Raw genomic sequence first — 21270 nt, forward strand, 5'->3', positions numbered from 1 at the left:
GGGTGAGTGAGCCAGCCACCGCAGGCAGAGAACGCGATGAACGTCAGTGACGCCCGCAGAGATCTGTACAGCCTGGTCAAGAGCGCCGAGGACGACGGGATCACGACGCTGATCCACAAGCGGGACGAGCGCGTCCTGCTGGCCCCGCTGGACCGGTTCCCTGCCGCCCGGAAGGCAGGCGCCTTCCCCACCTGGACGCTGAGCGCGGCGCAGAAGGACCTCGGCACCCTCATCAGCCGGGCGGCCGTCGGCGAGCCTCAAGTCCTCCGCCGGAACAGCACGCCTGTCGCGGTCCTGCTCCCCGCCGACGCCAACGCAATTGCCCTCTCATCCGACCCGGCCGTGCCTTCGGGCGTGGCGCCCGCAGGAGGTGCGGTGACCAGCCAGCCCACTCCCACCCGTGAGCGCGGCCGCCGCCTCGCCACCCTCGGCGACGCCATTGGCGACGTCCTCTCCTCCGGCTCTGCCCCCGGCCTCTCCTTCGGCCTCGCCAGCCTGGATGAGGCGACCGGCGGCCTGCACCCGGGCCGGCTGGTCCTGGTCGCGGCCGAACCTCAAGTGGGCGGCAGCCTGATCGGTCTCGCTGCCGCCCGTACCGCGCTCGCTCGAGGCGCCCGCGTCCTGTACGCGGCGTCGGGCCCGAGCAGCGCGGACATCACGCGCCGCATCATCGCCGCGGAGGCCGGTGGCGACTACGCCCGTCTCAAGACCGGCGTCCTCACCGAGGACGAGAAGCAGGTCGTTGAGCGGCTGCGCCACGCGCCGCTGCTCATCGACGACGGCAGCGACCTGACCGCCGAGGCCATCGCCGATACCGCTGCGGACACGGCGCCGCTTGACGGCGGTCTGGCGCTCGTGGTCGTGGACCGGTTGCAGCGGGCCCGCAATCCGCGCCTGCCGCTGTCTGGGGAACACCTTCCCGAAGCCAGCCAGATCCTGCGCGAACTGGCCCGCACCCAGCACGTACCGGTCATCGCGGTCCTGGACACCGACGACCCGGCCATCGTGAACCTCCTGGACGCGGACGTCATCCTCACCCTCACCACCGCGCCCGGCCAGCAGGTGACGACCGTGACCGTCGCCGAACGCGACCTGGGCATCATCGCCAGCACCAGCCTGCGCCCCGACCTCGCCCACGCCCGTTTCCTCGACACCACGCCCGCGCCCCCCGGGACCACCACTGCCAAGGCCGACAGTGGTCTGCCGGACAGCGTGGGCACTGCGGCCGACCGCGAACTGGCCGACGCCGCCCTGCCCTTCACCTCCGGGGCAATCAAGGGACTGGCCGCAGAGGCGGCCCACCTGCTCGCAGCCCTGCGCACGGCGCTCGCAGGCGGCCAGGTGAAAGACCTGGACGAACTCCACACCCAGCTCAAGGCGATGGCTGCGGCCGGAGTGCGGACACCCGACAGTGCCGAGGGACGGCGTCTCACCGCAGCACTGCACGCCTACAACGCCGCTGTCCCTGCCGTTGCAACCACCCAGCCGCCGGCCGAAGCCGCGGCCAGTGGCGCCCCGTTGGCCGTGGTCGACGCCACCGCCGGAGGCGAAGGCGACGAGGAGGCGGCGCGGGACGACGATGACGGCCTGGCACCCGGAGATGAGGAAGACGAGCCGGAGGGCGCCGTCTTCCCCGGTCTGAAGATCCTCAAGGACGCGGTGAAGCGTTCGAAGATGCACCCGATCCCGGTCATCCGTACCGAGGACCGGGAGAGCGGGCCGTGGCCGCTGATCAGTGAGGACATGTCCGGCGAACCGAAGTGGGTCCACCCGGATGTCACCAGCACCCGCGTCGCCCACATCCGGGACAACGGCAAGCGGGTACGCCGCGACCAGCTCGACGTACCCCCCTCCTTCGGAGACGGGCTGATGTGCCTGATCGACCGCAACGGCTCCTACCCCTCCGCCTGCTCAGCCGTTCCGCTGGCCCCAAACAAGCTCCTGCACACCGGCCCCCTGAACGCCTTCGACAAGGGCCAGGCCGGCATCTACCTCATCGACATCCCGGAGTGGAACGTCCCGGGCATGCCGCACCCGCTCGGACAGCTCATCGACCGGACCGACGAGCAGGGCCGGGTGTGGGTGAGCACCCCGCACATCAAGCAGCTGGAACGCCTGCACCGCGACGGCCACCTCACCCAGCGGGTGAGGATCCACGACTCCTGGACCGGCAGGGCCAACGAGTCGCTGTTCAAGCCCTTCTACACCGCGGCGCGCGAGGCCCGCGCCGACCTCGTCCAGGTCGGCGGGGAACCGTACAAGAACTACAAGACCCGCCTGTCCATCGCCTTGCGCCTCCTGTGGCCCAAGCGGGCAGAGCAGCGCTCCCCGTTCTGGCGGCCGGACTGGCGCATGAGCATGGTCGCCGAAGCCTCCGTCCGCCACTGGATGGCGGCCTTCAAGGCCGTCCAGGAAGGCCACACCCTGATCGCCCTGCGCAACGTCGATGCCGCCGTTTTCTGGACCCCCGACCAGATTCCGCCCGACACCTACCGCATCGGCACCGGCTTCGGCGAAGTCAAAGCCAAATTCATCCAGCGCGGCGAGTTCATCCCCGAAGGTGACGACTGATGGCCGGGCCCACCGGGCGCGGCACCTCCCTCGGCGCCGCCCTCAACGACCTCCTGCGTGCCCAAGTCACCCCACGCCACCGGCTGTCCACCTACAGCGCCAAACACTGGCACGCCCAGCTCAGCCAGCTCACCGGAACCCGCCGCGGCTACGAGGCCCTGGAGAGCGCCGGCCTCGATGTCCGGCCCGACACCTTGTTCAAGTGGCTGTCGGATCCGGAGTACAACGTCCGTCGCAGCTACCGCGATCTCATCCACACCGCCTACGAGAACGTCGCCATCGTCCCTGCCGACCCCATCCCCGACCACGTCAAGAACGGCCAGTTCGAGATCAGCGGCCTGGTCAAGACCGGCAACGACGAACGCGAACGCGGCACCCGCCGCGCCGCCCCGCTGCGCATCGACGGCCGCCGCGGCGACTGGAGCGACATCGAGAGGCTCTGGGTGGCCGGCGACCTGCGCGACGATGACTTCGAAGACCGCTTCATCGACGACATCATCGTCGCCGACATCGGCGAAGGCACCGACGGCTGGGAGTTCAGCGGCGACTCCTACGCCGTCGAGCTCAGGTAGCGCATCAGCCGACAGGATCCGCGTAGGAGATCAGGGCAGCTGGACCTGACCTACCGCAGATCCGGAACTTGATCATTGTCACGGGCATACTCGCCGACATGAAAATGACGCGCCGTACCGGCCTGTACGCGGCGTTGGCGCTGCTCATCGGCTGCACGACGGGCGGTGGCGGCTACGCGGGCTTCTGCGTTGGCGGTGTCTGGGGTGCAACGGCGGGCGCCTTCGCGGCCGCCTGCACGCTTCTGTTGAGCGTGCGCATCTCGATCTTGCTGTGTGACCTCTCCATGCAGGAGATCATGAGCTCTCTCCAGGATGACGACGTGCGCATGGAGCTGACGGCGGAGGCCATGCTGCGGGCAGTCACTCTGTACGAGGCCGCCGTGTTTCCGCTGACATCGGCGGGCGTGAGCCCTGAGGAGCGCCAGGCCCGACGTACGGCCGCCTACCTGATGGCCGCCGACGACAGGCTGCCGCGCGCCACACAAGTCGCGGCAGCCGAGGCTCTGGAAGCCATCGACCTTGGCCAGGACCGCAAGCGCGTCTCGGCCGACGTGTTGGTCCTGCGCCATACCGTCCGCGAATGCCGTGTCGGCAACGCCCGCCTTCGCCGCGATCAGCGCTCATGAGACCTTGCCCTCACCGCGTCCCCGGGGTGGTGCCGCGGGCAGCGCGTAGCCCAGTACGCCCCGGGGTGCGCGCCGCAGAGGGCCCCGATGGAGCCAGTGACGGCTTCGGGCCTTCCTGCTTGCGGTACAGGTTCTGGAAACGAGGCTGTCCGCCGGACTCGAAGTGGTCCCCTGCTTTGGGAAAGTGTCGTACCGTGCCCGGACTGTGCCTGTCCCAGGGGGTGGGGAGGCCGGATCGGGGGGGGCAGCACCACGATGGTCGAAGACGACGGTGACTGGGGCGAGCGGGCCCTGTGCCGGACCGCTGATCCGGACGAGCTGTTCGTCGAGGGTGCGGCTCAGCACCGGGCGAAAGCGCTGTGTGCTGGCTGCCTGGTGCGGCTGGAATGCCTGTCCTTCGCGCTCGACAACCGAATCGAGCACGGCATCTGGGGTGGAGCGACGGAGCGGGACCGGCGAGCCCTGCTGCGGCGCCGCCCCGCGGTGGCGTCCTGGCGAAGCCTGCTGGAGGTGGCGCGGGCCGAGCACGACCAGCGGGCTGCTGGGTGAACCTGCGCGGCACCCGCGCCGACGGCCCGTACCGCAAGAACGTCGACTACGACTCCACCCTGTGGCGCAAAGCCCTCCACAAGGCGTTTCCGAACAGCGCTGGCAAGCGGACCACCGTGTTCACCACCGCCAGCCACGTCCGCTCCCTGCGCAACCGCGCCGCCCAGCACGAACCGCTGTTCGACGGTGTCCCCTCCCGGGCCAGAACGACCGCTGCGGCAACACCCGCCAGCTCACCCTGCCCTACGCCCACACAGAGGTCCTGCGCCTATGAGTACATCGACCAGGACGATGCCACCTGGCTCGGACAGACCAGCCGTGTCCCCGAACTGCCGTGCACCCGGCCATGATCCAGGCGCAACAAGCGGCGCACCGGCACCGGCAGCTGACGAACGAAGTGAGGGCCGCCCGGTAATCCGGCCGATCTCCCGTGGCGCTGGAGAGCTTCAGCGTGGCCGTGATAACCGTTGACGGCATCCGTGTCCTGGCCGTGGCCGGCGAACTCAATGCCGACAACGTCGGCACACTGGGCCAGGCCTTGCGCGTCGGGGAGGACCTCGCGTCAGCACTGACGGTACTGGACCTGGGCGCCGTCACTTTCATGGACTCCAGTGCCATCAACGTCCTGGTGGCAGCGAACCGGGACGCCGCTGCGGCGGCAGGTCAGCTTCGGATGGCGGCCCTGAGCGAGCCGGTCCGCCGGGTCGTCGAAATCGTCGGCCTGGACACGATCATCGCCTGCTATCCCACCCTCGCCCAAGCCCTCACTACCTGAGCAGGCCCACAACCGCCAGGCGGCGACACGATCCTTCATGGCAAGCACTCGGCTGTCGTGCCTGTCCTCGTCTCCTTCGCCCTCTCCCACGCTTGACCCCATGGCCCCGACCGCACGGCGAGCACCTCGTCCGACCGCAGTTCCGTGAATGGCCGGAGACGGCGTGGTGTGACGCAGTGGGACAGGCCGGCTTTGCTTCGGCGTTGCCGCATCGGTGGCGTCTTGGCGAAGCATGCCGGAGGCGGCACGGGCCGAGCATGAGCAGTGGGTCGCATCCGTGCACGGCTACCTGGACGCTTTGGCTGTCGTGGGCTGGCTGCCCGCAACGAGTGCCGGAATTGCGTGACCTTTGCTGCCCCAGGGCGGGACGCCCCGACCGTTGACCTGACGGTGGCTTCCATGGGCGAGCTGGAGTCGTTACTCACTTTCGGGTGACGGCGGGCAGCCCGGTGGGGTGGCGCTACCTGGCGGACTGTGCCTGATGGCCAACTGCCGCAAGCCTCCAGAGGCTCAGGGCTCGTCAACTCCGCACACCGGCAAACAGGATGGCTACTACATCCAAGTGTCTCGGCAGTGCGGTTGATCGGTAACGCCCCCCGGATCGCGTTCACACTCAGACGAGTTTGGATGCAAAGTGTGAATGCGCGGCCGGTCGGCCGCCACCCGCACACCGCACAACCCGGCACCCACCAGGGCGTTTTGAGGCTGTGCCCGCACATTGCAGGGGGATTCCTGATGACCGTATCCACGTCTGCCCGCCGCCTGACCGCCGCCGCGCTGACCGCTGCCGCCATCACCGCGGCGCTCGCGGTTCCGGCATCGGCTGCCGACCCGCGCCCGCAGCGCCAGGCGGTGGAGATCAGCGACGTGCAGTACGACTCGCCCGGCCGTGACGACCGCTCCAACCGTTCCTTGAACGCGGAGTGGGTGGAGATCACCAACAACAGCCGCCGTGGCGTGAACCTGGATGGCTGGACCCTCTCCGACCGGGACGGCCACACCTACACCTTCGACCACTACCGCCTGGCCGGCCGTGCAACGGTCCGCGTCCACACCGGCATCGGCCGCGACAGCCGCACCGACCTGTTCCAGGATCGCCGCGCCTACGTGTGGAACAACGACCGTGACACCGCGACCCTGCGCAACGACCACGGCCGCTTCATCGACGATGCTTCCTGGGGCCGCCGCCACTTCCACCACTGACCAGCCCTGAACCACCAGTGTTCCCCCGGCCCGCTCCTCGCCGGGGGAACACTGGTGGGCGGGAGAGAGTTTCAATGGGCCCCCTACAGCGCCTGTTCGAAGGTGACGGTGGTGGCCGGGCAGGCTTCGGCGAGATGAGTTCCAGCGGTCAGCGGCGCATGTGCTACCACCCTGCTACCATTCGAGTGTGACTACCGGAAAGAAGCAGACGCAGGTCAGGCTGGAACCGGATGTGCTGGAGGCCGGCCAGGCCGCCGCGCGAGCCCGACAGCTGGACTTCAACCGCTACGTGGAGCGACTCATCATCGAGGACACCACCGGCGCCCGCGCTGCCGGCATGGCAGCCGCCCAACGGCTCATCGATACTCACGGCAGCTTCCTCGACGATCTGGAGCAGCAGCTCGACGCCCCGTACGCCGATCCGCAGCCGGGCGCCGCCGCGTGATCTTGCACGTCGACGAATCCTGGATTCTCGAAGTGGCGGAACGAGCCGGGCACCGCGACCCGGCCCCCGACGACTACGGCGTGCCCATCGCCGCCGTTGCCCGCCACCGCGGAGAACTCCTCGACACCGCCGTCTACGACGGCCCCTACGCCCGTGCCGCCGCTCTGGTGCACACTCTGGGCCGCTGCCGCTGGCTGGAGCGCTCCAACCTCACCGTTGCCTGCGCCGTTGCCGTCATGTACCTCGAGGCCAGCAACATCCCCGTCAGCCCCACCCGCGAACAGCTCACCGCACTTGCCCACGAATTGAACAACCCGCGCTGCACCACCGACCGGATCTCTTCCTTCCTGCGCACCTGGAAGCCCTGACTGACATACCGTTGGTGAGCCAGCCTCAAGACGCGCCGGATCAGTGACTGGCGAAACGACGGCGCGCGGGGCTCCAGAATCCGCTGCATACCGGTGTGAAGTAAGCGCCGGGATTTCGCCGTCAACTACGGCGCAATGACGAGCAGTCCGTGTTGCCAGTTCGCGCAGCACCGGACGTTGCGCAGGACCGCGACGGCACCCGGCGACCACTCGGTGGGCACTGACGCGACCGCCGCAGATCCAAGTGGTCCCCGTGGGTGTGTCGACGCCCCCACAGCTGTCAGGCATCCGCCTCGGACGGGTTTTGAGAATTGTGCAGTCGCACCTGCCGTGCCCCCACAGCCGCAGCGGCCAGGGCAGCGGCGACAGCGAACGTCGCCGGGACCATCCACGGACGGGCCAGACGGTACCCGATTGCATGGTCCAGGGAGAGCGTCCCTGGCCCGGTCAACGCAATGCCGGCGGCAGCTACGCCGTAAATGATGTTGAGTTCGTAGCCCCCCGCGTAGCCGAAGAAGCCGTGAGGCACGAGCACTGCGGCCGCACCCGCCATGCCGGCCGATACCGCCGCACCGCCTGCAGGCGTGGCAAGACCGAGCCCCAGGAGGGCTCCACCGCCAGCTTCCGCGACGCCAGCGGCGACAGCGCTCAACGTGCCGGGCCTGTAGCCGTGATCCTCCATGAATTTCGACGTGCCCTTGATGCCGGGCCCGCCGAACCAACCGAAGAGCTTCTGTGTTCCATGGGCGATCAGCGGGCTGCCCACTCCGAGACGCAGAACCAGCAGGCCAAGGTCTCGACGAGTCGCACACCTCACGGCGGTACCTCCAGCGGGGTCGCGGATGTACTGGCGCTGCTTCAACCATCGCACGGCAAGAACTTCGGCGCCGTACGGCCGAAGGTCTCAACCACAGTGCCGGTCCGGTGCTGGCGCCGCGTTTTCAGCCAGGCGAGACCAGCAGCACTCGGTCCTCAAGGTGAGAGCAAGCTGGGTTCGGGCACGCCGAACCGACCGGGTTCTTCCGTCAGCGGCACGGCGGCACGGCGGCTCGGCCCGCGGAGGGCTCGCAGCTGCCTTGGGGCAGGTGGCGCCTTCGTGCGTTGCGTGCCCGGCGGCCCGAATCAGGGAGCGGCTCCCTGGGAGCTGTCCCCCAGCGTGCGCCGGTCACCCGCCGAACGCGATGAGGGCCGGCCTCGCCCGCCTCCAAGCCAGTCAGTTGAGCCACTCGTTCGCTGCCGCTGTCCGGTTGACTGGCGCCCTCTTCCGGCCGCCCGACTCATCGTCGGGCTGGTCTTAAGCCTGTCGCCGTGGTGCGGAGCACGGTGCTCTTCGACCCTTCTCCCGCGATTTCGGCAGGATCAGTCGATAGGCGGTTCTCTTGCGATCACGCCCGATCACTGGATGTCAGCCTCGGAGATACTCCGTTGGCGACTTGGGCGCGAGCATACGGTGCGGTTGCGCGGGTGGAACGGCCTTGCCGTTCCACCCGCGCATCCGACAACCAAGGAGAGACGCTATGGCGAGTGTGGAAGTGTCGCTGAAGGAAATGATGACCGAGGCCGACGGCGCAGTGGGGGCGGCCGTTGTCGACTACACCAGCGGCATGGCACTGGGGACACTGGGAGGGGGTAAGGACCTCGACATGGCGATCGCCGCCGCTGGCAATACGGACGTCGTCCGCGCGAAGGTGCGCGCCATGGAGCAACTGGGCCTCAAGAGCCAGATCGAGGACATCCTGATCACCCTCGAAGATCAGTACCACCTCATCCGGCCGGTCGCCGGACGCAGCGGCAACGGGCTGTTCCTCTACCTCGTGCTCGACAGGGCGCGATCGAACCTGGCGATGGCCCGCCACCACCTCAAGCGTGTCGAGGGGCAACTGGAAATCTAGGCCAACCGGAACCCCGGAGCTCACGCATGCCCACAATATGAAGACTTCTTCAAGTCGCCATATCAGCATGATCTCAAACAGTGAATGCGCGTGGCCGTGAGCGAGGAGGGCCGGGGTGGACACACTCCGCGGCGGCGCCCTCCCGGGCGTCGCCGCTCGGAGGCGGGCAACTGGCCACCGGGCAGAGCGACTCCCGCAGGACGCCGACCCGGATCAATCCGCGGTGGAAGTGGCAGGACCCCGCGCTGCCGCCCGGCGTATACCCGGCCCTGGAAGACGTCCTGGACGGCCAGCACCACCCGTCTCCGACCTGTATCTCCGAGGGGCAGGCATCCGGGCGTGCTGTCCGCGGAGGCTGCGGCTGTGCGAGTGCTCGGCGGGCATGCTCACGTGATCGCCGCGGCCTCTGGTCGGAATCTGGCCGTGGCGGACTCAGCCGAGGCCGGGCGCGGAGACACGTCGGCCGGACAGCACGTGCACCCGCAGCCTGCTGGGAACGGAGTGGCGGCGTCGTCTAGACTTGAAGAATTCTTCAATTCACTAGTTGCCTTAACAGGCAGGTTGGATGGGGTGGTCCGGGGTGGGCGGGTTCGTCGAGGCCGTGCTGGAGCGGGTTCGCAAGGCGCGGGCCAGCCTCGCGGCCGCTCTCGATGCCGAGAGCCCCTACGAGGTGGCCGTGGCGCAGGACGAGCTGGATGACGCCCTGCGCCTGGCCCGGATGCATGACGTTGATCCCGGCGAAGAGGCCCTGAAAGGGTGATCGTGGTACCGGTTCCGCTGTATGAAGCGAAGGCCGAGTTCTTCCGGATGCTCGGGCATCCCGTACGTATACGGGTCCTGGAGCTGCTGCAGGACGGCCCGAAGCCAGTGCGCGACTTGTTGGCCGCGATGGACGTCGAGCCCTCGAACCTGTCCCAACAGCTTGCGGTGTTGCGCCGCTCCGGGATTGTCACCGCCACCCGTACTGGCTCGACGGTGGTCTACGAGCTGGCGGGCGGCGATGTGGCGGAGTTGCTCGCAGCGGCGCGACGGGTCCTGTCCGTGCTGCTGGCCGGCCGGCAGGACCTGCTGAATGAGCTGCACGGCTCCGGGCCGGTGCGGTGAGGGGCACCGGCAGGTCCCGGCCCCCCTGGCATCGGGGCAGGCCCGCGGCGGTCGTCGAGCAGGTGCCGTCACCGGCACAGCGGCACATCATCGCGGTGCGTGTGGGACCCGGGGCGGTGACCCGGGCCCGCGAGGCAGTGACCGGACACTTCGCCGATGCCGGGGTCGCTCCCGGCTCGGCGTTCGCGGACGCGGTGCTGCTCGTGGTCAGCGAGCTGGTCACCAACGTGCTGCGGCATGCGGCCCGCTCGCCGGTCACGGACGTGGGGATCACGGTCGATGCCGGGCATCTGATCGTCAGCGTGACCGATGCCGAGCCACGTCTGCCTGACCTCACCCCCGCTGGCATGGGGGCCGGCCTGCTCACGGTGGCCGAGCTCGCCGCCTCGCTCGGCGGCACGGTCAGCGCGGAGGCGGCCGCAGGTCACGACGGCAAGACCGTCCTCGTCCGGTTCCCCATGACCTCATGAGCACCGGACTTCGTGAGCACGTACCGACTACAGGGAGACGACACGTTGGATGACAGGACGGCCGACCGGACCGCGAAGAGGAAGCGCCAAGGCAAGGCAGCCAAGGACCGGGAAAGCTGGATCGAGCGCGGCGTCGCGATCCGGGCGGGCTTCTACATCTTCGGTACCCATCTGTTCGCCGGGTTTGTGTGGCTGCTCTTCTACCTGGGCGACCACACGCACAAATAGCCGACAGCGCTTCGGCCACTGGCCAGTCGACGGGGCGCCGGAGCCATCCACGCCCAGCGGCCAAACGCCTGGAGGGCCCGGTCCGGGCACGGCGGACCGCAAGGCCGCGGGAGATTGCTGCTGCTGTCGCAGCAGTCCGGTTGCTGGAGTGCGAGCCTGGCCGCGGGAGTTCGTGCGGGGGCGCGGGCGAAGACTAGTTGCGGGGCTGCATCCGGGTCCTCGAGGCCAGCGAATCGGCGTGGCCTCTGTGCTCTCCGACCCTCTGGCGGAATTGCGTGTCGTAGACCGCCAGTGGTGATTACCGCTCCCGCGCCCGCGACCGCAGCCATCGCCAGATGCGGCCCGGCCCGCGGCATGGGGTTCGGGAATCCGGCGGCCCGCCGTTGCCCGCCCAGTGCAGCCATACCCTTCGCACAGCCTGCCACCCTCGCTCTCGTCGCGCACAACCCGCTCGTCGGGGCAGCGCATCTGTATCGAACCGCCGAACCCTCGGGCCGGGATACCGCTCTTGGGCGACAGGGAGGCACCAGCTTCACCGTCCGTCCGGTCTGGCTGGTCATGCGCAGCAGGCGCATGAGCGCTCGCTGTTGCGGTGGGAATTGTCCAACAGGCCTTTCCGCGGATGATGTTGCGACATCCTTCCGGGACTCAGTTGCCGGATTGGCTGAGGAGAGCGGCCGCCTCCCCGGCACCCAGAGTGCTGTCCACCTTCCCGGGAGGCGGCCGCCGACTGAGAGCCGTCGTTACGACGGCGGTTCTGCCTCCTGCTGAGCGGCCTGCAGGTCGGCGAGCAGCTCGGCCTGCCCGGTCAGTACCCCGGACAGGATGATCCGTGCGACCTTGAGCAGTTCCGCCACGTAGGGGCTGGTCAGGGAGTAGTACACCGTCGAGCCCTCTTTGCGCGTCACCACCAGGTTCGCCCGGCGCAGCACGGCCAGTTGCTGGGACAGATGCGCTGGTTCGATGCCCACCTCGGGCAGCATTTCCGCGACGGCGTGTTCACGCTGGCTGAGCAGTTCCAGGACGCGGATGCGGGCGGGGTGTCCGAGTGTTTTGAAGAACTCGGCCTTCAGCTGGTAGAGCGGCGTGCTCATCGCGCCGTCGCCTCCCCGGAACAGCAGTCCGACAGGGCCGGTCGGCCCTTGGTGCATCGCATCCACCCACTCATCAACAACATGGCGCCATCTTCGCCCGTGAAGGCGGCCGGGCCGAATCCGGGGGCGAGGACTCGTCCCCTGAATCAAGCAGTGGCGACCTCACGACTTGCTAATATTAGCAAGTCCATAGGTTGCGTGAGGAGGCTTGAGTGCGAATCACCCCTCTGCACGGTCTGGGCGTCGTCTGGCTCACGTGCCCCGCGTGCCGCCTCAAGTGCCGCCCCGGCGCCGTCGGCCAGGACGGACAGTGTCCCCGCTGTGGCGAGACTCGCATGCTGAAGCTGTCCTTCGGCGGCCGGGCCAAAGCCCCTGCCGCGAACGTGAACCGGGGCTGACGTTTCTCGAAATGGCAGGGGAGAAGGGGCGGGGATGATCGACTGGGCGGCGCAGTCAGGCAGCGGGATCCGTTTCGAGTGGGGGCATGCCGGGGCGAGATGTCTGGCTGCCGAGGCTGCCTGTCTGGTGATGGTGGACGTGCTGTCGTTCACGACGGCGGTGAGCGTCGCTGTCCAGGCGGGCAGCAGAGTTCTGCCGTTCTGGCTGCCGCCCGCCAATGCCACCGCTGCCGAGCGAGCCGGCGCCGAAATGGCTGCCGCCATCTACGCCCGCCAGTCGGGGGCACGGCTGGCCGGCGCCCGCAGCGCTATCACACTCGACGAGTCGTGGTCCCTGTCCGTGGCTCAGATGCGCAGGGCGCCCTTCGCCTCCCGCCTGGTGCTGCCCTCCCCGGTCTCCAGCACCATCACCGCTGCCGCGCGGCCCGGCGCACCGGTCATCGCGGCCTGTCTTCGCAACATCACCGCGGTCGGCAGCTGGATCACCTCGCACGGCTACGGCACCCCCGAGCGGCCGGTCGCCGTGATCGCCGCGGGTGAACAGTGGCCAGACGGCAGCCTGCGCCCGGCCCTGGAGGACCTCCTCGGTGCCGGCGCGCTCATTTCCGACCTGCACGCCCAGGGGGCAGGCCCGCTCTCTGCAGAGGCCGCGGCCGCCCGCGCATGCGGTGAATGCACCGCCGACATCCCCCACGCGATCACCGTCAGCGTCTCGGGCCGTGAGCTGGCCCTGGCGGGTTCCGCCGAGGACGTGGCGATCGCCATCGAGGAAGACACCTGCCCGGTTGTACCAGTCCTGGACGGCGACCACGGTTTCACCGCCAACGCACCGTGACACCCACGAGCCGGGATAGTGGCTGCCGGGTCGTTGCGCCGCGGGGTCAGGAGCTGGTCCGGATCTCCGGTTCCAATTGGCGGACGCCGCTCAAGAAGCAGACGGCCCCAGGCCGTCACGGGGATGAGACGACCGGGGACCGGCGTGCAGAGCACGCCAAAACAGTCTCCCAGGGGTGCTGCCGTCCACACCAGACCGTTCCCGCTCAAGTCCGCTGTCCGACCGGCGTGTTGAAGCGCGTGGGGCGCTCACTCTCCGGGCCGGGCGAGTAGTCCCGTGGCGGTCCCGCCCCGATCCGCCTCCACGGCTCGGTATGGGTGGCCGGGGCAGGCGGTCACATGCCGGTCTGAGTGGCCGGGATTCAGAGCCAGCCGCTGGTGCGCCACTGCCGTTGATCGTCACTGCCCTGGCCGTGGACGTCATGTTCCGCGACGGCCGCCGCTAGGTCGGTGTGGATGGTGATGGGCGGGCAGTTGCCGTCAGGGACGAGGGAGCCGTCGGCGGGGATCGCGGCCAGTTCCAGGCAGCGTCCGCTTGCGCCGAGCCGACGCGCCGCCTCGATCACGGCGAGCTGGCCGCTGACCGACCAGCTGCGCAGCCCGCTCATGTCGACGACGACCGGGCCGGTGCCGCGGGCCAGGACCCAGCCGATGGCACCGGTGAAGCGATGCGCGCCCTCGGGTCCGAGGTGCCCGGAGAGGGAGAGGACACTGAAATCCTCTCCGGCGGTGTAGTGCCATTCGATCGTCATGGTGCTGAACCTTCTTGTGGGTGGTGCCTGTTCGGCTCGCCCTCCTGGATCGGCGCTGATCACAGGGGCAGGGTGATCCAGATGCTTTTGCCGTTTCCGTCGGCGTCGCCGCGGACGACGGCGGTGCCGCCCAGGCCGAGGGTGAGTTCCATGACGGTGCTCAGACCACCGGCCCCCGTGCCGATCGCGGCGCCGTACAGCGCCGGCTGGTGGGGGTGGCGGTCGTGGACGGCGAAGGCCAGGCAGTCGGAGCCGGCCGCGTAGATGACGGTGAGCTGGGGGGAGAGCGTCACAGCGTGCCGGACGCTGTTGGTGACCAGTTCGCTGAGGATCAGCAGCGCCGGGTCGATGGCGGGGTGGCGCAGGCTGATCCCCCATTCGGTCAGGGCCTGTTCAGCGGTCTGGCGGGACAGGCGGACAGCGGACGGCTCGTTGGGCAGGGTGAGAACGTGACGGTAGGTCAGGTCGTACAGCCCAGGCATCAGTTCTCCGTCTCTGGGGCCAGCCGGAAGCCGGATACCGTCTGGGGGTGGATGCGGATGACCGCATCGTGGGGGCCGTGGCTCCAGCCGGCGAGGGTTCGGCGGTAGTGGGCGGCCTCGTTCGGGTCGGTGATCACCTCGGCGGGCCCGGCGACGGTCACCGTCCAGCCGGTGCCGGTCGCGGCCCGGACCTCGTCCACGTGGTACGTCGCGGACAGCCGGCCCGCTGCAGCCTGCACGGGGGCGCGCACCACCAGCCGCCCGAACTCCCATACGTGCCGGGCCGGGCGGACAATGGTCAGATCCCGCTGCACGATGATCAGACGGCCCAACGCGGCTCCCTCCAGCAGCCACAGTGCCTCCGCGCCGGAGACCTCGACCAGGCGCACGGTGGGGGGAGCGGTGCTCATCGGGGTCCTTCCTTTCTCGTCTCTGTGCCGTTGCGGGCGGACTGCCGGGCAGTGTGAAGGAGCCCGGTCCTCTCCAGGTGGCCGCGAGCCCCGCGGATCGCTTCAGGGGTGGTGGCGTACTCGGCGCCCTCCCTCTGCAGAAGGTCCAACACGCCGACGGAGTCGAGGACTTGGCGCTGCCCCGGCCTGATCCCGGAGATCAGCACGACGATGCCGCGCCGGTTCAGCTTGTGGACCGCGTCCTTGAGCACCAGTGCCCCGGTCGCGTCCATGGTCGACACCCGCGACATGCGAAGGATCACCACGCGTACGTCGGCGACTTCGGTCATCTCCAGCAGGAAGCGGTGCGCGGCGGCGAAGAACAAAGGCCCGTCGATGCGGTAGGCAATGATGTGCTCGGCGAGCAGAGCATGTTCCTCGGCGGTGTGGTCGCCGTGGTCGAGCGGGACCCTCTGCAGGGCAACGGCACGCAATGCGAGAGCGCCCGCGACGACCAGGCCGATGATGACGGCGTACACGAGATCAAGAGCCAGCGTCGCGGCGGCGGTCAGGAAGAGGATCAGCGCGTCCGAGCGGGTGGCCTTCGCCATCGCCCGCAGCGAACCGACCTCGACCATACGGATCGCGGTGGCCAGCAGGACACCGGCCAGGGCCGCCAGCGGGATCTTCGAGACGAGAGGCGCGGCCGCGAAGACGATCACCGCCAGGATCGCGGCGTGAGTCAGGGCGGCGAGCCGGGAGCCCGCACCGGTGCGCACGTTGACCGCGGTGCGCGCGATCGCCCCGGTCGCCGGCACGCCACCGAACAACGGGGCTGCGATGTTGGCAAGGCCCTGGCCGAACAGCTCCCGATCGGGGTCGTGCTGCTGGCCGACGGTCATGCCGTCGGCGACCGAGGCGGACAGCAGCGACTCCAGCGCGGCCAGCGCCGCGACCGCCACTGCGGGGGCCAGCAAGGAGCCCAGCGAGCCCAGGTCGAGGAAGGACAGCGAGGGCGCGGGCAGCCCCGAGGGCAGTTCACCGATCGGCTTCGCCCCGCTCAGCCCGGCGGCCTGCACCACGACCGTGGCGGCGATCACCGCGACGATGGAGAACGGCACGGTCGGACGCCACCGGGCGCCTGCGAGCATGACCACAGCCACCGCGACAGCGACGGCGACGGCCGTCCAGTTCGGGCGCCGCACGAACTCCTCGAGGGCCCGCCAGGTCACCACCAGTACCCGGTCGCCCGCCGGTTTGGGCACACCGAGCGCGGCCGGAATCTGCTGCAGCCCGATCACGCACGCGATGCCCAGTGTGAAACCCTCGACGACCGGCGCGGGCACAAACTGCATGTACCGCCCGGCCTTCAGCACAGCGAGACCGACGAGCATCACGCCCGCCATCACACCGACCGTGAGAACGCCTGTCGGACCGTACCGGCCCACGATCGGCACCAGCACCACCGTCATGGCGCCCGTCGGCCCCGACACCTGCAGATTCGATCCGCCGAACAACGCGGCGACGGCGCCCGCGACAACGGCGGTGGCCAGGCCCGCCTCGGCGCCCAGCCCGGAGGAGACACCGAAGCCGAGGGCAAGCGGCAGCGCAACGATCGCCACCGTCAGCCCGGCGAGCAGGTCCCGACGGGGACTGCGCCCCATCTCCGCTAGGTCGCCGCGGGCAGGCAGCAGCGCGGCGATCCGGGCCAGGACCCGGCTGATCCCCGAGGTCATCGCGCCGCGACCTCGGGGATCAGCAGCTCAGCCAGCAGTTCGTTGCGCCCGGACAGCATCTGGGTCAGGATCCGGCGCGCGGCCTTCATCAGATCCGCCACGTCCCCGCCGGCCAGCGCGTAGACCACCGTCGAGCCGTCCCGCGCGGCGGCGACAATCCCGGACCGGCGCAGCACCGCCAACTGCTGCGACAGGCTGGACGGCCCCACCTCGATCTCCCCGAGCAGCTCCCGCACCGACCGCGGACCGTCCTGAAGCAGCTCCAGAACCCGTATCCGCACGGGATGCCCGAGCATCCGGAAGAACTCGGCCTTGGCCTGGTACAGCGGAACCGACACGACCCCTCGACTTCCCCGGACGACGCCCCACCCGGGGCAGACACAAAGGGCTGCGCCTGCAACCACCTGCAAGTACAGCAAACACAGCATCTAACCAATTGCTAAATTTGGCAATTCCGCATGACACTGCCGCCCCGGTCACCCGCGAGTCACGGGTCAGGCCTTCTTGACCACGCTGGACTTGAGCTGCATCGCCCCGAAACCATCAACCTTGCAGTCGATGTCATGGCCGTCGACGCCGTCGACCAACCGGATACTGCGCACTTTGGTGCCGGCCTTGATCCCCGAGGGGCTCCCCTTGACCTTGAGCGCCTTGACGACCACCACGCTGTCCCCGTCCTGCAGCACATTGCCTACAGCGTCCTTGACGACCCGCTCCCCGGCGGTGGCTCCACTCTCGGCACCGTTCTCGGCGGGAACCCATTCGTGGCCGCACTCCGGGCACACCACAAGGGCGTTCATCTCGTAGGTGTACTCACACGAGCACGTCGGACAGGGAGGAAGATTTTCGATCATTCCATCAGGGTATCCGGCCCCCGTCGCCGCCAGGCCCGTCGCTCCGGCCCGCTGGTTTCCGGGCGCATCGACGGAAACCGAGTGCCCCGCCCCACTCAGCGCAGTGCCTACTTCTGCCGCCGACGGCCCCGTCGCGGGAGAGGAGAGAATGGCGAAATGCCTCGGCCACCAGCACCGCACGATGTGATCAGTCCGGTCCACGTTCTGGCCGTGGTCCGGGGCCTGATCGAAGAAGCCCGCGACCCCCTGCACGCGGACAGATATCGATACCTCAAGTCACTCTTCGGGGCCGACCTCCATGAAGCAGCCGCCCTCCACTGCGGTCTGGTGGAGCAGTCGGACGGCGACCTGCGGGCCACGTCTGCAGGTGCTGATCTATACGAACGCCACCTGCGCTGGCTCCCCAACATGCCAGCGAACTACTGGCACGAGAAGCCCAACCCCCACCTCCCCGAGGCGGTCGCGGAGATCGAGCGGCTCTACGACCAGGCCGCAGACACAACCACCCCGTGATCGACAACACGCCTTACGAGGCTGTGGGGGTGGTGGTGGCGGGTGCGGCGGCGACCGTGAGTTCGACGGTCAGGGTCGCCCCGCCCGTGGTGGTGACGCGGAGCAGGAAGGTGCCGGTGGTGTCGTCGGCGTACAGCTTCGGCAGCTTGAGCAGGCCGTCCGCGTCGGTGGTCAGGGCGCCGAGGGTGCGTACGGGCTTGCCGTCCGCGTCCTTGAAGTAGGGGCCCTTGTCGTTCTCGGTGGCGTCGTCGGCGGACTTGACCAGGGTGGCGGTCGCGGCGACCTTGCCCGCCACCGCGCCCTTGTAGGTGGCCTTCACCTCGACCTGGTCGGCGAACTCGCCGCCCGGGACGCAGGTCAGCGCGGTGTCGGCGGTGCGGGCCAGGGCGTCGGCCTGGCGCGCGGTGACGCTCGCCGTGTAGTCGAGGCCGGCCAGGACGCGGCCCACGACGGTGACGCGGACGGTGAAGTCGCCGGTCTTCTCTCCCGCCACGAGCGCGGGCGCGGTGGCCATGCCGAGTATGTTGGTGACCAGTGTGGCGACGCTCTCGCCGCCGGTGAAGGTGGCGTCGGTGTCGCCGACGATGGTGAACCGCACCCGGACCTTCGCGACGGCCTTGTCGGCCTTGTCGTCGGTGCGCACGGCGATCTTCTGCGCGAAGGTGTCCCCGGCGGTCGCCGTGAGCTTGCCGGCGCCCATGTTCGTCAGGTGGTCCACCGTCTCGGTGGGCGTCGGCGTCGACGTGGGCGGGGTCGTCGGGGGCGGTGTGGCCGGCGGGGTCGAGGGGGCGGGCGGGGTCGGCTTCGGAGCGGGGCTCGACGGGCCGCCACCCGGGCCGGGAGTACTCGGTGAGGACGGCGGGGTGGGGCTGGGGCTCGGCGAGGTGGGCTCGTCGCTGTTGTCGGCGTGCTCGCGCTGGCTGTGCATCGCATCGCTGGTCACGACGACGCCCGCCAGGTCGGCGACGGCCGTCAGCAGCGGCCGGAAGCAGGTGATTTCGTTGGTCTTCTCACCCACGTCGAGCTGTGCCAGGACCAGGCCGGTGGTGTGCTCACAGGCGGCGAGCAGGTGGATCTTGCGTCCGGTCGCCCTGGCGGCGCCGCGCAGGCTCTTGCCGTCGACCGCCAGTCCGCGCAGCCGGCCCTCGGTACTGCCGCGCCGGTCGGCCAGCCAGCGGCCCACCGACTGGTCCAGCGCGTCGCCGTCGATGCGGCCCAGCAGCCGCCGCACCGTTGTTTCCGCAGGCAGACACCGCTTCGGGCATAGCGGATCGGGTCGTACGCCAAGGTGTTCCAGGAGATACGGCGGGGCATCAGCGATCCACTCGCCGACCGCGAGCAGGGAAGTCGCTCCGGCCAGCACCGCGCACGCGGTCAGCGCGAGCACGACGACCAGAGCGTGCCGCACGCCGCGCGGATCTCGCGGATCGGGCACCTCGCTCAGCCGCTCCAGCAGGCCCGGGATCTCCTCGGGCACGGCCCCGGGATGACGGCGGAGTTGGTCAAAGGCAGGCGGGATCGGGGATGATGCGTCGGCAGGCACGGTCTTCCACTCGGATCACGGGGCGTCGAGAACTCCATGATCTTGGAAGCCGTGCCTGTCACGTTCCCGGAACCCCACCGAGCCAGCAGACCATCACGAACCGGACGTCAAGCAACTACGCCGGAGCCCTGGGTTCGCTATCGGTGCGAAGGGTCGGCCCAGTCCGCCCCCCCCATCGCTGCCCTGCGGCACGCCCAGACGCAGGTGATGGATGCCATCACGGGCGGCGTACTGGGCGGCCTTCGTACTGCAGGGCTGGTCGACTGGATGAGTGACCGGTCCCGGCATTGCGCCTCATGTGGCGGCGAGGATGTCGAGGACCGAGATCACAGTGGCGCCGGGCTCCAGACCCTTCGGGGGATGCGGACCGTACGCCAGCTTCGCGGGGATGACCACGAGGATCCGACTGCCGACCCGCTGGCCGACAAGGGCGCGGTCCCAGCCCGCGATGACGTTCCCCCGGCCGATCACAACCGGCAGCGGGCCTCCGTCCGCCCGGGAGCTGAGGAAGAGGTCGGCCTCGTCCTTGCCGCGGGCGGCCTCCCAAGCAGCCGTGGAATGCTGGAGGACCAGGGTCTGCCCGGCCTTCACCACCAGGCCAGTACCGTCCACCAGACGCTTCACGACCAGGCCCTTGGGGGCCGCCTGGTCGGGGACGGACAGGGCCGCGGTGCCGTCGCCCTTGTTCATGTGCACCTCGGGCAGCGCATCGGAGACCGAGTGCTGCTCGCCGGGGACGGTGGCGTGGGCGCCGATGACGTTCAGGATGTCGACGGCGAACACGATGGTGTCCTTGCCGGTGACATGGAGCTGAGCGCTACCGGTCGTCCCGTACGCGGCCGCGGGGGGTGCGACGACCAGGACCCGGCTCCCAGCTCGCTGACCCTGCACGGCCCGGTCGAGGGCGGGCAGCGTCGCGTCCCGCCCTACGGCGAACACCCGCGGCCGCGTGCCCTTGCGGTATGAGCCGGGAAGCGTCTTGTTGGTGCGCCACACCTTGGCGGTGTAGCGGACGACCACCACATCGCCGGTACGCGCCGAACGCCCCCGCCCCCGCGTCTGCGGCGCCACGACGAACTTGCCGCTCGGCGCGGACTTCGGGATCGAGATGGTGGCGGGACTGCCGACCTTCCCCGAAACGGTGGGCAGTACGGCATCCGTGCGCACCACGGCGGGCACGGCCTTCGCGTGAGTCGGCACCGAAGGGGCCGCAAACGGCCGGTGCCAGCCGTCCGGCCTGGGCTTGTCGGATGAATGATTGCTGCTGCACGCCACGAGCACGAGAGCGGGTGCTATCAGCAGTGCTGCGAATCTACGCATTTCTTTCCTAGGGTTCGGGCGAGTACGACCGCCGAGTATTCGGATCGCTCGCCGCACGTGAATTTTCTTCCGATCAACACCGTGTCCCATGACCCTTTTCGCATTCCGATCTAAGCCCAGGCGAGTGAGCGTCGTTTCCGGCGGATGACGAAGTTCCGCGCACCAACTCGGTGATCACGGTGAGTGTTCTTCCTCATCTCGTTGACTCCGTTCAGCCGTGCCGGCATGCGTTCGTCGCTGTGGTTTGCGGCGTCCACGTGCGACCGCGTATGCCATGGTCGCCAAGGCGCCGAGCGTCAGCAGGCGGAATATCAGGAGCGTTGTTTCGCCCCAGTGGTCAATAATGTATTGGTGAGACTCTAGGTCGACGATTCCTAGCAGGAGGGCGATCCATCGGAGCGGGTTCTTTTCTCCCTTAGTGCACGAGATTACGTATACCGAGGCCCCCAGACATGCGAGGCCGACCGCGAGGTTTGCGTAGTGAGCGACATTCATGTTTGTAAGGAAACCATTCTTCGACTAGCTCGCTGCTGCATGTGGCATGCGACGCGG

26 protein-coding genes are annotated in these 21270 nt (G+C 69.1%); 16 read left to right on the forward strand and 10 right to left on the reverse strand.

The annotated features are described in order from the left end of the window. The first annotated feature begins 6 nt into the window (after positions 1-6). The 9 genes from ACFRIC_RS16640 to ACFRIC_RS16680 all read left to right on the forward strand — a co-directional run bounded on the left by ACFRIC_RS16640 (position 7) and on the right by ACFRIC_RS16680 (position 7109). The gene (locus ACFRIC_RS16640; RefSeq protein ID WP_382785643.1) at positions 7-2571 is read left to right on the forward strand and encodes a type II toxin-antitoxin system prevent-host-death family antitoxin; all 2565 of its coding nucleotides are present in this window, start codon (positions 7-9) and stop codon (positions 2569-2571) included. Beyond that, positions 2571-3143 (forward strand): hypothetical protein, encoded by a 573-nt coding sequence (locus ACFRIC_RS16645; RefSeq protein ID WP_382785645.1) that lies wholly within the window; start codon positions 2571-2573, stop codon positions 3141-3143. The genes ACFRIC_RS16640 and ACFRIC_RS16645 overlap by 1 nt, the downstream gene beginning before the upstream one ends. A 98-nt stretch (positions 3144-3241) precedes the next feature. After that, entirely contained in the window at positions 3242-3769 is a 528-nt protein-coding gene (locus ACFRIC_RS16650) for a hypothetical protein (RefSeq protein WP_382785648.1), read from the forward strand. A 255-nt stretch (positions 3770-4024) separates the two neighbouring features. Then, positions 4025-4318 (forward strand): WhiB family transcriptional regulator, encoded by a 294-nt coding sequence (locus ACFRIC_RS16655; RefSeq protein WP_382785650.1) that lies wholly within the window; start codon positions 4025-4027, stop codon positions 4316-4318. After that, complete coding sequence (locus ACFRIC_RS16660) at positions 4315-4668, forward strand: hypothetical protein (protein WP_382785653.1); 354 nt, start codon at positions 4315-4317, stop codon at positions 4666-4668. The genes ACFRIC_RS16655 and ACFRIC_RS16660 overlap by 4 nt, the downstream gene beginning before the upstream one ends. Positions 4669-4769: 101 nt before the next feature. Further along, positions 4770-5093 carry an STAS domain-containing protein gene (locus tag ACFRIC_RS16665; protein ID WP_382785656.1) on the forward strand — a complete coding sequence of 108 codons (324 nt, stop codon included), beginning with the start codon at positions 4770-4772 and terminating at the stop codon, positions 5091-5093. Between the two features lie 735 nt (positions 5094-5828). Further along, positions 5829-6296, forward strand: a complete 468-nt coding sequence (locus ACFRIC_RS16670) for a lamin tail domain-containing protein (RefSeq protein ID WP_382785659.1) — start codon at positions 5829-5831, stop codon at positions 6294-6296. A 187-nt stretch (positions 6297-6483) separates the two neighbouring features. Then, the gene (locus ACFRIC_RS16675; RefSeq protein WP_382785662.1) at positions 6484-6741 is read left to right on the forward strand and encodes a hypothetical protein; all 258 of its coding nucleotides are present in this window, start codon (positions 6484-6486) and stop codon (positions 6739-6741) included. Further along, positions 6738-7109: a fic family toxin-antitoxin system, toxin component gene (locus ACFRIC_RS16680; RefSeq protein ID WP_382785664.1), complete on the forward strand. Its 372-nt coding sequence runs from the start codon at positions 6738-6740 to the stop codon at positions 7107-7109. The genes ACFRIC_RS16675 and ACFRIC_RS16680 overlap by 4 nt, the downstream gene beginning before the upstream one ends. 280 nt (positions 7110-7389) lie before the next feature. Here ACFRIC_RS16680 and ACFRIC_RS16685 read toward each other — a convergent pair whose 3' ends face one another. After that, entirely contained in the window at positions 7390-7926 is a 537-nt protein-coding gene (locus ACFRIC_RS16685) for a DoxX family protein (protein WP_382785950.1), read from the reverse strand. A gap of 700 nt (positions 7927-8626) precedes the next feature. Here ACFRIC_RS16685 and ACFRIC_RS16690 point away from each other — a divergent pair. The 5 genes from ACFRIC_RS16690 to ACFRIC_RS16710 all read left to right on the forward strand — a co-directional run bounded on the left by ACFRIC_RS16690 (position 8627) and on the right by ACFRIC_RS16710 (position 10803). Further along, entirely contained in the window at positions 8627-9001 is a 375-nt protein-coding gene (locus ACFRIC_RS16690) for a hypothetical protein (protein ID WP_382785667.1), read from the forward strand. A 580-nt stretch (positions 9002-9581) separates the two neighbouring features. Then, positions 9582-9761, forward strand: coding sequence for a hypothetical protein (locus ACFRIC_RS16695; RefSeq protein WP_382785671.1), 180 nt, complete (start codon positions 9582-9584; stop codon positions 9759-9761). Further along, positions 9758-10105, forward strand: a complete 348-nt coding sequence (locus ACFRIC_RS16700; protein ID WP_382785674.1) for an ArsR/SmtB family transcription factor — start codon at positions 9758-9760, stop codon at positions 10103-10105. Before ACFRIC_RS16695 ends, ACFRIC_RS16700 begins: the two co-directional genes overlap by 4 nt. A 95-nt stretch (positions 10106-10200) precedes the next feature. Continuing rightward, positions 10201-10575 (forward strand): ATP-binding protein, encoded by a 375-nt coding sequence (locus ACFRIC_RS16705; RefSeq protein ID WP_382785677.1) that lies wholly within the window; start codon positions 10201-10203, stop codon positions 10573-10575. Between the two features lie 45 nt (positions 10576-10620). After that, positions 10621-10803, forward strand: a complete 183-nt coding sequence (locus ACFRIC_RS16710) for a DUF6126 family protein (RefSeq protein WP_382785680.1) — start codon at positions 10621-10623, stop codon at positions 10801-10803. Between the two features lie 743 nt (positions 10804-11546). On the opposite strand, the gene ACFRIC_RS16715 is transcribed toward ACFRIC_RS16710, so the two are convergent. Beyond that, positions 11547-11897 (reverse strand): ArsR/SmtB family transcription factor, encoded by a 351-nt coding sequence (locus tag ACFRIC_RS16715; protein ID WP_382785682.1) that lies wholly within the window; start codon positions 11895-11897, stop codon positions 11547-11549. 432 nt (positions 11898-12329) lie between these two features. Here ACFRIC_RS16715 and ACFRIC_RS16720 point away from each other — a divergent pair, with 432 nt between their 5' ends. Beyond that, positions 12330-13130: a 2-phosphosulfolactate phosphatase gene (locus ACFRIC_RS16720; protein ID WP_382785684.1), complete on the forward strand. Its 801-nt coding sequence runs from the start codon at positions 12330-12332 to the stop codon at positions 13128-13130. Between the two features lie 361 nt (positions 13131-13491). Here the strand turns inward: ACFRIC_RS16720 and ACFRIC_RS16725 are convergent, their stop codons facing one another. The 6 genes from ACFRIC_RS16725 to ACFRIC_RS16750 all read right to left on the reverse strand — a co-directional run bounded on the left by ACFRIC_RS16725 (position 13492) and on the right by ACFRIC_RS16750 (position 17342). Further along, complete coding sequence (locus tag ACFRIC_RS16725) at positions 13492-13881, reverse strand: STAS domain-containing protein (RefSeq protein ID WP_382785687.1); 390 nt, start codon at positions 13879-13881, stop codon at positions 13492-13494. A 59-nt stretch (positions 13882-13940) separates the two neighbouring features. Continuing rightward, entirely contained in the window at positions 13941-14363 is a 423-nt protein-coding gene (locus ACFRIC_RS16730; protein WP_382785691.1) for an ATP-binding protein, read from the reverse strand. Next, a complete protein-coding gene (locus ACFRIC_RS16735; RefSeq protein WP_382785696.1) occupies positions 14363-14773 on the reverse strand; it encodes a pyridoxamine 5'-phosphate oxidase family protein in 411 nt (136 codons plus the stop codon). The genes ACFRIC_RS16730 and ACFRIC_RS16735 overlap by 1 nt, the downstream gene beginning before the upstream one ends. Continuing rightward, positions 14770-16488, reverse strand: a complete 1719-nt coding sequence (locus tag ACFRIC_RS16740) for a SulP family inorganic anion transporter (RefSeq protein ID WP_382785700.1) — start codon at positions 16486-16488, stop codon at positions 14770-14772. The genes ACFRIC_RS16735 and ACFRIC_RS16740 overlap by 4 nt, the downstream gene beginning before the upstream one ends. Beyond that, the gene (locus ACFRIC_RS16745) at positions 16485-16826 is read right to left on the reverse strand and encodes an ArsR/SmtB family transcription factor (protein WP_382785702.1); all 342 of its coding nucleotides are present in this window, start codon (positions 16824-16826) and stop codon (positions 16485-16487) included. The genes ACFRIC_RS16740 and ACFRIC_RS16745 overlap by 4 nt, the downstream gene beginning before the upstream one ends. A 156-nt stretch (positions 16827-16982) precedes the next feature. Beyond that, the gene (locus ACFRIC_RS16750; protein ID WP_382785705.1) at positions 16983-17342 is read right to left on the reverse strand and encodes a zinc ribbon domain-containing protein YjdM; all 360 of its coding nucleotides are present in this window, start codon (positions 17340-17342) and stop codon (positions 16983-16985) included. 156 nt (positions 17343-17498) lie between these two features. Here ACFRIC_RS16750 and ACFRIC_RS16755 point away from each other — a divergent pair, with 156 nt between their 5' ends. Continuing rightward, positions 17499-17855 (forward strand): hypothetical protein, encoded by a 357-nt coding sequence (locus ACFRIC_RS16755; RefSeq protein ID WP_382785707.1) that lies wholly within the window; start codon positions 17499-17501, stop codon positions 17853-17855. A 13-nt stretch (positions 17856-17868) separates the two neighbouring features. Here the strand turns inward: ACFRIC_RS16755 and ACFRIC_RS16760 are convergent, their stop codons facing one another. Then, positions 17869-19332: an ISAs1 family transposase gene (locus ACFRIC_RS16760; RefSeq protein WP_382785709.1), complete on the reverse strand. Its 1464-nt coding sequence runs from the start codon at positions 19330-19332 to the stop codon at positions 17869-17871. A gap of 360 nt (positions 19333-19692) precedes the next feature. Continuing rightward, positions 19693-20598 (reverse strand): FKBP-type peptidyl-prolyl cis-trans isomerase, encoded by a 906-nt coding sequence (locus tag ACFRIC_RS16765; protein WP_382785712.1) that lies wholly within the window; start codon positions 20596-20598, stop codon positions 19693-19695. Positions 20599-21270 lie beyond the last annotated feature (672 nt).

It is taken from the genome of Streptomyces sp. NPDC056738, assembly GCF_042790435.1.
In the GTDB taxonomy this organism is placed as follows: domain Bacteria; phylum Actinomycetota; class Actinomycetes; order Streptomycetales; family Streptomycetaceae; genus Streptomyces.

What these genes read in the sequence shown, in the direction of transcription:
- ACFRIC_RS16645 (WP_382785645.1), top strand. Translation starts at nt 2,571, where the DNA reads ATGGCCGGGCCCACCGGGCGCGGCACCTCCCTCGGCGCCGCCCTCAAC.
- ACFRIC_RS16650 (WP_382785648.1), top strand. Translation starts at nt 3,242, where the DNA reads ATGAAAATGACGCGCCGTACCGGCCTGTACGCGGCGTTGGCGCTGCTC.
- ACFRIC_RS16655 (WP_382785650.1), top strand. Translation starts at nt 4,025, where the DNA reads ATGGTCGAAGACGACGGTGACTGGGGCGAGCGGGCCCTGTGCCGGACC.
- ACFRIC_RS16670 (WP_382785659.1), top strand. Translation starts at nt 5,829, where the DNA reads ATGACCGTATCCACGTCTGCCCGCCGCCTGACCGCCGCCGCGCTGACC.
- ACFRIC_RS16690 (WP_382785667.1), top strand. Translation starts at nt 8,627, where the DNA reads ATGGCGAGTGTGGAAGTGTCGCTGAAGGAAATGATGACCGAGGCCGAC.
- ACFRIC_RS16715 (WP_382785682.1), bottom strand. Translation starts at nt 11,897, where the DNA reads ATGAGCACGCCGCTCTACCAGCTGAAGGCCGAGTTCTTCAAAACACTC.
- ACFRIC_RS16720 (WP_382785684.1), top strand. Translation starts at nt 12,330, where the DNA reads ATGATCGACTGGGCGGCGCAGTCAGGCAGCGGGATCCGTTTCGAGTGG.
- ACFRIC_RS16725 (WP_382785687.1), bottom strand. Translation starts at nt 13,881, where the DNA reads ATGACGATCGAATGGCACTACACCGCCGGAGAGGATTTCAGTGTCCTC.
- ACFRIC_RS16730 (WP_382785691.1), bottom strand. Translation starts at nt 14,363, where the DNA reads ATGCCTGGGCTGTACGACCTGACCTACCGTCACGTTCTCACCCTGCCC.
- ACFRIC_RS16735 (WP_382785696.1), bottom strand. Translation starts at nt 14,773, where the DNA reads ATGAGCACCGCTCCCCCCACCGTGCGCCTGGTCGAGGTCTCCGGCGCG.
- ACFRIC_RS16740 (WP_382785700.1), bottom strand. Translation starts at nt 16,488, where the DNA reads ATGACCTCGGGGATCAGCCGGGTCCTGGCCCGGATCGCCGCGCTGCTG.
- ACFRIC_RS16750 (WP_382785705.1), bottom strand. Translation starts at nt 17,342, where the DNA reads ATGATCGAAAATCTTCCTCCCTGTCCGACGTGCTCGTGTGAGTACACC.
- ACFRIC_RS16755 (WP_382785707.1), top strand. Translation starts at nt 17,499, where the DNA reads ATGCCTCGGCCACCAGCACCGCACGATGTGATCAGTCCGGTCCACGTT.